Origin of the sequence: Citrobacter sp. wls757 (genome assembly GCF_005280935.1) — a bacterium.
Taxonomy (GTDB): Bacteria; Pseudomonadota; Gammaproteobacteria; order Enterobacterales; family Enterobacteriaceae; genus Citrobacter; species Citrobacter portucalensis.
In genome coordinates this window covers 84,409-93,202 of sequence record NZ_SZWU01000080.1, presented here as the reverse complement: position 1 = coordinate 93,202, position 8,794 = coordinate 84,409, and the positions used below count along the sequence as shown (strand labels likewise).

Annotated in this window: 7 protein-coding genes; 2 read left to right on the top strand and 5 right to left on the bottom strand. The window is 50.3% G+C overall.

Going from position 1 to position 8,794, the window contains the following annotated elements:
* The coding region (gene pitA / locus FDW94_RS22490) for an inorganic phosphate transporter PitA (RefSeq protein ID WP_137378295.1) at positions 1–1,445 on the bottom strand (1,445 nt) is incomplete at its 3' end.
* Between the two features lie 229 nt (positions 1,446–1,674).
* Between pitA and FDW94_RS22485 the strand changes: the two genes are divergently transcribed.
* Positions 1,675–2,871 carry an NAD(P)/FAD-dependent oxidoreductase gene (locus FDW94_RS22485; RefSeq protein WP_003827474.1) on the top strand — a complete coding sequence of 399 codons (1,197 nt, stop codon included), beginning with the start codon at positions 1,675–1,677 and terminating at the stop codon, positions 2,869–2,871.
* 108 nt (positions 2,872–2,979) lie between these two features.
* A complete protein-coding gene (locus tag FDW94_RS22480; protein WP_079938208.1) occupies positions 2,980–3,651 on the top strand; it encodes a FadR/GntR family transcriptional regulator in 672 nt (223 codons plus the stop codon).
* An 11-nt stretch (positions 3,652–3,662) separates the two neighbouring features.
* On the opposite strand, the gene FDW94_RS22475 is transcribed toward FDW94_RS22480, so the two are convergent.
* The 4 genes from FDW94_RS22475 to FDW94_RS22460 all read right to left on the bottom strand — a co-directional run bounded on the left by FDW94_RS22475 (position 3,663) and on the right by FDW94_RS22460 (position 8,731).
* Positions 3,663–5,135: a fructuronate reductase gene (locus FDW94_RS22475; protein ID WP_137378286.1), complete on the bottom strand. Its 1,473-nt coding sequence runs from the start codon at positions 5,133–5,135 to the stop codon at positions 3,663–3,665.
* A 107-nt stretch (positions 5,136–5,242) separates the two neighbouring features.
* Positions 5,243–6,424, bottom strand: coding sequence for a mannonate dehydratase (uxuA, locus tag FDW94_RS22470; protein ID WP_137378285.1), 1,182 nt, complete (start codon positions 6,422–6,424; stop codon positions 5,243–5,245).
* Between the two features lie 20 nt (positions 6,425–6,444).
* Positions 6,445–7,470: an alcohol dehydrogenase catalytic domain-containing protein gene (locus FDW94_RS22465; RefSeq protein ID WP_003827481.1), complete on the bottom strand. Its 1,026-nt coding sequence runs from the start codon at positions 7,468–7,470 to the stop codon at positions 6,445–6,447.
* Positions 7,442–8,731 carry an MFS transporter gene (locus FDW94_RS22460; protein WP_137378284.1) on the bottom strand — a complete coding sequence of 430 codons (1,290 nt, stop codon included), beginning with the start codon at positions 8,729–8,731 and terminating at the stop codon, positions 7,442–7,444. Before FDW94_RS22460 ends, FDW94_RS22465 begins: the two co-directional genes overlap by 29 nt.
* Between the last annotated feature and the right edge of the window lie 63 nt (positions 8,732–8,794).

Sequence of the window (8,794 nt, the reverse complement as noted above, 5' to 3'; positions counted from 1 at the left end):
GGCAGGGTGAAGACCCAGGCCATCAGAATGCTGGTTACCGTTTTACGCTGCAATCCGCCGCCATCAACAACCATCGTCCCCGCAACGGAAGAAGAGAGAACGTGGGTGGTGGAAACGGGCATACCGGTGTAGCTGGCGAGACCGATAGAGACTGCGGCGGTCATCTGAGCCGACATCCCCTGGGCATAAGTCATGCCTTTCTTACCGATTTTCTCGCCGATGGTGGTGGCAACGCGACGCCAGCCAATCATCGTACCAATACCCAGCGCCAATGCGACGGCCATAATGATCCAGATAGGCGCGTACTCAATGGTGCTCAGCATGTCAGCTTTCAGTTTTTTCAGCAGACGCTGATCGTCAGCGCTTACGCCAGGCAGCTTAACCACTTTATCGGTGGTATCAGAGATGCACAGCATAATACGGCGCAGTTGACCACGCTGTTCGACGCTTAATTTGTCGTAGGTTTCCAGGTTCGCCAGCATACCTTTCGCACGTTCCAGCGCGTTGATGGTATTCGCCGGGTGGCAATGGAACTCTGTCGTCGTCGCGGGTGCCGCGTCCGTCGGGGACGGAATCAGCTGGTCTACGCCTGTGGCCTGTTTAAGCAGGTCAGGGCGCTGCTGGAAGAAGACTTCGACGTTATTGATTGCATCACGGGTACGGGTAATCTCGTAACCGGAAGCATTCATATTCACCACGAAGCCTGCAGGCGCTACGCCAATCAGCACCAGCATCACCAGACCAATGCCTTTCTGCCCGTCGTTAGCGCCATGAGAGAACGCTACGCCGATAGCGGAGAGGATCAGTGCAATACGGGTCCAGAACGGCGGCTTTTTCTTGCCATCTTTCTTTTCACGTTCTGCTGGCGTCAGGTGGATACGGGCACGTTTTTTTGTACCGCTCCAGTAACGACGCAGAATGAAAATAAGACCGCCTGCAACCACCAGACCAACAATTGGCGAGATGATAAGCGAAGCAAAAATACCGATAACTTTCGGAATGTTAAGTGCGTCCACCACCGAGGTGCCGGTCATCAGTGCATTGGTTAAACCAATACCGATAATGGCGCCAATCAGCGTGTGGGAGCTGGATGCAGGTAAACCAAAGTACCAGGTACCCAGGTTCCAGATAATTGCCGCCAGCAGCATGGAGAACACCATGGCAAGGCCATGTGACGATCCCATATTAAGCAGCAGATCCGTTGGTAGCATATGCACGATGGCATACGCCACGCTGAGACCACCCAGCAAAACACCAAAGAAGTTGAACAACGCAGCCATGACCACCGCCAATTGCGAACGCATTGCACGGGTATAGATCACGGTTGCGACAGCATTGGCTGTGTCATGGAAGCCGTTAATTGCTTCGTAGAACAGCACAAAAGCCAGAGCAAGCAATAGTAAAAGCCCGGTATGTAAATCCAGGCCAGCAAACAAATGTAGCATAGGACGTTACGCCATTTTGAGGACATGAACGCGGCGCATTATCAGTGACTTTGGCGGCGCGGGCAAAGTGAAATATAGAGTTTTTTTGATTTGTCTCCTGCTTTGTTTTACACCACTAAAGAATTATCCTATATATTTCAGTTAAATACCCTTTATCGGTAGTTTGGTGCTGGTGCGACCACTGAGGAATCTTTACAATTCACACCCGCTTTTTAGAGAGGATCGCAACGTGGAAAGGTTTGATACCGTTATTATAGGCGCTGGCGCAGCGGGTATGTTTTGTGCCGCGCAGGCAGGACAAGCAGGTAGTCGAGTACTGCTTATTGATAATGGTAAAAAGCCAGGACGCAAGATTCTCATGTCTGGCGGGGGACGCTGCAACTTTACCAATCTTTATGTCGAACCGGCCGCCTATTTGAGCCAAAACCCCCATTTTTGCAAATCGGCACTGGCACGCTATACGCAGTGGGATTTTATCGACCTGGTGGGCAAACACGGTATTGCCTGGCACGAAAAAACGCTGGGTCAGCTGTTCTGCGATGATTCCGCTCAGCAAATTGTCGATATGCTGGTAGACGAGTGTGAAAAAGGTAACGTAACTATGCGGTTACGGAGCGAAGTCCTGAGCGTGGTGCAGGATGATGAAGGTTTCACCCTCGAACTGAACGGCATGACGGTCGGCACGAAAAAACTGGTTATCGCTTCCGGTGGGCTTTCCATGCCGGGTCTGGGGGCAACGCCGTTTGGTTATAAAATTGCCGAACAGTTTGGTCTGAAGGTGTTGCCAACGCGCGCGGGACTGGTGCCCTTTACGTTGCATAAGCCACTGCTGGAGCAGCTTCAGGTGCTCTCTGGCGTGTCGGTCTCTTCCGTTATCACCGCCGAAGACGGCACCGTATTTCGTGAAAATCTGCTCTTTACACACCGAGGACTTTCGGGTCCAGCTGTTTTGCAGATTTCCAGTTTTTGGCAGCCAGGCGAATTTGTCAGCATTAATTTGTTGCCGGATGTTGACCTGGCGAGCTTTCTCGACGAACAACGTAGCGCACACCCTAACCAGAGCTTAAAGAACACCTTAGCAATGCAGTTGCCAAAGCGTCTGGTGGAATGCTTGCAGCAGTTAGGGCAAATCCCAGATGTTTCGCTGAAGCAGCTTAACGTGCGCGATCAGCAAACGCTGGTTGAGACGCTGACCGAGTGGCGGGTGCAGCCGAACGGTACGGAAGGGTATCGTACCGCTGAAGTCACGTTGGGCGGCGTCGATACCAACGAGCTGTCATCGCGCACGATGGAAGCCCGCAAAGTGCCAGGGCTCTACTTTATCGGCGAAGTGATGGACGTCACCGGCTGGTTGGGTGGCTATAACTTCCAGTGGGCATGGTCGAGTGCCTGGGCATGTGCGCAGGATTTGGTATCTGGAGAGTGAATTTGTTTACCTCTGTTACAAGGAACTGACTCAGGCATGCGTTTCTTAACTCCGGGAATGATAAGATAAATCAGTTAAAAATCGTACACAAAAGGGAACGGGATGCACATGGTTATTCCTGAGGTAAAACAGGAGCGGCTCTATCAAAAGATAGCCAATCTCATCATTAAGCTCATCAACGATAGTATTTTTCCGCCGGGAAGTTTCTTGCCCCCTGAACGTGAACTGGCGAAGCAACTTGGCGTGAGTCGGGCATCGCTCAGAGAAGCGTTGATTGTGCTTGAGATCTCAGGGTGGATCACCATCCAGTCCGGTAATGGCGTTATTGTTACTGATAAAAAGCATTCTGCCAGTGATTATACGGTTGAAGAAATACTCTATTCGCGAGAGTTGGTTGACAGCCATTGTGCACGTCTTGCTGCAGAAGCAGGCAAAGATGAGCTTATTAGCCAGCTTGAAGCGCTGCACCTCAGCATGGAAAAAGCCATTAGTGAAAACAATGTCCATGGTTTTTACTCTCTCGATAAGCAATTCCATTTAACGGTATCTGAAGCCAGTCAGAACCGCGTCTTGCTCGATATGTCGCGTATGTTGTGGGAGCAACGCGTTAACATCCCGTATGCCGGACTAGACAAACGTTCCGGCAACCGGGATGTGTTAACCAGTATGAATCAGCAACATAAAGCAATTGTGGATGCGATTCGCCAGGCGGATGCTGACGGTGCTTATCAAAAATCGCTGGAACATCTGGCTTACGTCAGGCAGATCGTGGGTCTTTGAAACAACAAGCGTTAATGACTCAGATCGGCTACCGCTGCACGGGCGCCTAAGCTGTGCAATTGCTGACAGGCAGCGGTGACATGCTCAACAAAGTCGGTGTTATCGCGCAGATCCCGCCCAAAGATGGTGTCAATTGCCAGTAGTGCCCTGACACGCTCCCCAGTTGACGGATAGTGCTGATAAATAGCCCGAAACTGTTCCGCCAAAGGATCGACCACTTCAATTGGATTGCCTTTTTCATCTATACCACTGACGTAGCGCATCCAGCCTGCAACGCCCAGAGCCAGGCGACGGTAGTTGTCTCCTTGTTCAAGATGAAGCCGAATGGGGTCCAGCAAGCGTTGCGGTAATTTCTGACTGCCATCCATCGCAATTTGCCAGGTTCGGTGCTTCAACGATGGATTGCTAAACCTTGCGATCAGCAACTCCGCATAACCTGCTAGGTCTGTACCTTCAGGCATCGACAGCGTTGGAGCCTGTTCATCAAGCATTAACGCCAGCGCAGCGTTGCGATACGCCGTGTTTGTCATCGTATCGGCAATCGTCTCGTAGCCACCCAGATAACCAAGGTATGCGAGGAAAGAGTGACTGCCGTTGAGCATACGCAGCTTCATCATTTCAAACGGCACTACGTCTTCCACAAACTGCGCGCCAACTCGATCCCAGTCCGGACGACCATTAACAAAGTTATCTTCGATAACCCACTGGCGGAACGGCTCGCAGGCAATGGCACAGGGATCGTACACGCCAAGCTGCCCGGCGATTTGCGCTAATGCCTCATCCGTTGCTGCTGGGACAATGCGGTCCACCATCGTACAAGGAAACGTAACATGCGCGGCTATCCAGTCGGCCAATTGCGGGTCGCGGGTCGCTGCCAGCCCCAGGACAGCTGCTTTCGCGACATGGCCGTTTTCTCGCACGTTGTCGCAGGACAGCACGGTAAAGGCCTTTAATCCCTGCTTGCGACGCAACGCCAGAGCTTCGACAATATAGCCAATCGCCGATTTTGGTGACTGCGGGTTTACAATGTCATGCTGGATAAACGGGTGATTCAGATCCAGTTCGCCGCTGGCGGGATCGGTACAATAACCTTTCTCGGTAATTGTCAGTGAAATAATGGCGGTTTCCGGGCGCGCCATTGCGCGGATAATTGCATCTCTGCCATCAAATTCTGGATGCAGAGCCTCGTTCATCGAACCAATGATTTTAAGTTCTGTATTTTGCGCCCCACGCTCGGCAACGGTATAAAGCAGATCCTGCGCCTTTAGATTTTGAATCAGCGTGGCATCGTTTCCGGGCATCAGGTTGACCTCACAGATACCCCAGTCGCTGTCGCTGCTTTCCAGCAGATGATGGGTATAAAGTGCCTGGTGGGCGCGGTGAAAGGCCCCGCAGCCAAGATGTACGATTCGAGAAACCAGGCGTGAACGATCCCAGAATGGGCGCGGGGTGGAAATCTGAGCGTTGGCGAGATTTTGTTCCATGACAACCTCCTGTCATTGAAGATCTTCTTTGATGATGTGCTATCAAAGACCGGTCCTGACGGAATGAAAAACCGCATAGCGATGGACACCATGCGGCAATAATCTGACTAACTTAAAAAGGCGCGCCGGATAGCCAGCTCAACACCACGTACTTCAGCCAGACCTTTCAGACGTCCAATAGCGGAATAGCCGGGATTGGTTTTCTTTTTCAGATCGTCAAGCATCTGGTGACCATGGTCTGGTCGCATGGGGATCAAGACAGAGTTACCTTCATTTTTACGGCGCTCTTCTTCTTCGACTATCGCTTTCACCACGTTGTACATATCGACATCACCGGAAAGATGTGCCGCTTCATGGAAGGTTTTGGGATTATCTTCGCGTTGCGTGGAGCGCAGATGCGTAAAGTAAATCCGTGGGCCGAACTGTTTAATCATATCTACCAGATCGTTGTCTGCGCGCACCCCATAAGAGCCTGTACACATTGTGAAGCCATTCGCCATATTGTTGACGGTTTCCACCATCCACTGCATATCTTCGATGGTGGAGACAATACGCGGCAGACCAAGAATTGGGCGCGGCGGATCGTCTGGGTGCACGGCCATACGTACGCCAATCTCTTCCGCAACCGGGATGATGGCCCGCAGGAAAAAGGCAAAGTGCTCGCGCAGGGCCGCTTTGTCGATATTTTGATAAGTCGCCAGGTGGCGACGGAATTGGTCCAACGTGTAACCTTCTTCGGCGCCTGGCAGACCGGCAATAATGTTTCGTGTCAGTCGCGCTTTGTCCTCTTCGCTCATGGTGGCGAAACGCTCACCCGCTTGAGCTATCTCATCCGCGGTGTAATCTGCTTCGGCTCCCGGACGTTTGAGAATATGCAGCTCAAAGGCGGCAAACTCAATCTGGTCAAAGCGCAGGGCTTTTGAGCCATCTGGCAATTCATAATCTAGGTCTGTGCGCGTCCAGTCCAGAACCGGCATGAAGTTGTAACACACGGTATAGATGCCACATTGGGCAAGATTACGCAGCGTCTGCTGGTAATTGCTAATCCAGAGATCGTATTGCCCTGTATGGGTCTTGATATCTTCATGAATCGGCACGCTTTCCACGACAGACCAGACCAGACCGGCTTTCTCTACGATCTCTTTACGTTTGAGAATTTCTTCTACGGACCAGATTTCACCGTTTGGAATATGATGAAGCGCTGTTACTACGCCGGTTGCTCCGGCCTGACGAACATCGGACAACGACACGGGATCGTTTGGGCCATACCAACGCCAGGTTTGTTCCATTGTTTTATCTCCTGGGAAAATTAATGAAAGGTCGCATTGATCTTCAGATAGCGTTCCGGGTATTGATCGAGTTCTTTTACAGCGGCAGGAACCTCATCAATACTCACTACTTTGCTGACAACATCCGCAGGATTGATGTTCAGCGTTGCAAGCATCTGTAACGCTTCTTCAAACTCGCCTGCGCTGGTGCGGGATCCGCGAAGATCCAGTTCCTTAAACGTGATCAGATTGGTGGGTAACGATGTTTCCTGTTTTGGCCAGCCGGTGAAGGCAATACGACCAGCAAAAGAGGCCAGATCCAGTGTTTCGCGAATCGCGCTGTTTGCGCCAGAGGCTTCAACCACGACCTGGGCCATCGTGCCCTGCGTAATATCTTTTATCGCGTCAACAACCTGCGTATTCGAGGGATTGATAACGTACGGGACGCCCAGCGATTTGGCATACTGGAGTCTTTCTTCCACGATATCGATCAGGATAGGTGTCGCGCCATAACGTAATGCGCTAAGTGCCGCCATCAGACCTATCGCACCCGCCCCAATGATGGCGATATGTTCCCCTGCGGTAAGTTTGGCCCGATGTAGCGCATGTAACGCAATGGTCAGCGGTTCTGCCAGTGGTGCCATCTCGGAGGCCACGTCATCAGGGATTTTGTGAATCAAATGCGCAGGGTGAGCAACCACCTCCTGCATTGCGCCATCAATATGCACGCCAATTACTTTTAGATTCTCACAACAATTTGTTCTGCCTACCGAGCAGGGATAACAGTGACCACAATAGATATAAGGGTCAACAATTACGCGGTCTCCTTCTTTTATGTTGGCCGGCATACCATTGCCTTCTTTAATAACCACGCCCGTAACTTCGTGACCAATAATACGTGGGTAGGTTACTAAAGGATTAGTTCCGCGAAATGCACCAATATCAGAACCACATATTCCGGCAGCATCAACTTTAATCAGCACTTCATTATCTTTCTTTTCAGGATAATCAACCCAGCGGGTTTCAATTTCACCAGGTTTATTGATGTAAACAGCTTTGACTTTCATTTTCTTTCAATCCTTTATTTTTGACAAATACGAATACCAGGCAGCTGGAAACAATCGCAATAGCACCAGCAAGATAGAATGCGTAATCATATTTACCGCTGAACTGAACGATGAATCCGGTGACCAGTGGGCCAATAATCCCGGAAATATTCGCTAGCCCATGCATGGCTCCGCCGACGCTACCGACTTTATCTTTATGCACTACATCCTGAATAACAGCCCAATAAATTGGCCCGGTCAGATACAGCAGGAAGAGCGAGACAGACATCAGTCCAACGGCGCTGCTGATGGTGGTGACTGTGCCTGAAACGCCAACACAAATCGCCGCACCAGCCAGGCACACGCCGAGAATAAGACGTCGAGAAAGCAGGGCATTTCCTGTAACGCGATAGATAAAATCAGAACATACGCCGCCCAGAACCATACCGATTGCGCCTATCACCCATGGGATCACGGTAGCAATGCTAATTTCTTTAATATCAAGATGTAATGAGTGATTCAGGTAGCTTGGAAACCAGGTCAGGAAGAAAAAGAGTATGTAGTTATAGCTAAAGAAGGCCAGCGTCGTTGCCCACACCATCGGCTGTTTCATGTAGTAGCCAAGAGAAGGCATTGCTTTACCGTCATCCGCTAAAATAATGTCGTCATGGTTTTCAAAATCGACACGCTCTTCCGGGGCAAGGTGTTTACTTTTGGAGGGTTTATCACTGGCAATGAAGTACCAGAGAATGACCCAGGCTAAACCAAACAGGAAGATAATCCCAAATGCCGGACGCCAGCCTAATGAAAGTGCCAACAGGCCAACGACCGGACCAGAAATTGCACCACCTAACGGTGAACCGGCGCTAAAAATACCAATCGCAGTGGCGGATTCTTTACGCGAAATCCAGTTATTGATGATTTTATTGCCGGCTGCGCTAACTGGTCCTTCGGCCATACCAAATAATACGCGTACAGCCAGCATAGTCCATAAACCGGTAACTAAACTGGTCATCCCACAAAATACTGACCAAAGTAATGCGGCGACCAAAAATACTGTCTTAGGACCAAACTTGTCGCTGGCCCAGCCACCGATAAAGTTAAACAGCGCGTAGCCAACAAAGAATGCGCTGAAAATCATACCCATTTCAGCGGCATTAAATCCTAATTCCTTTTCAATGAGTGGAGCGGTGATCGACAATGCTGAACGATCCATATAGTTAAGCATGTAAACTATAAATAGAAGAAAAACGATAATCCATCCCATTGTTTTTCTTTTCATGATATATCCTCTTATTGTGGTCTAGCGGCCTGACCACAATATTTAAATCCTATTTTAAGATCA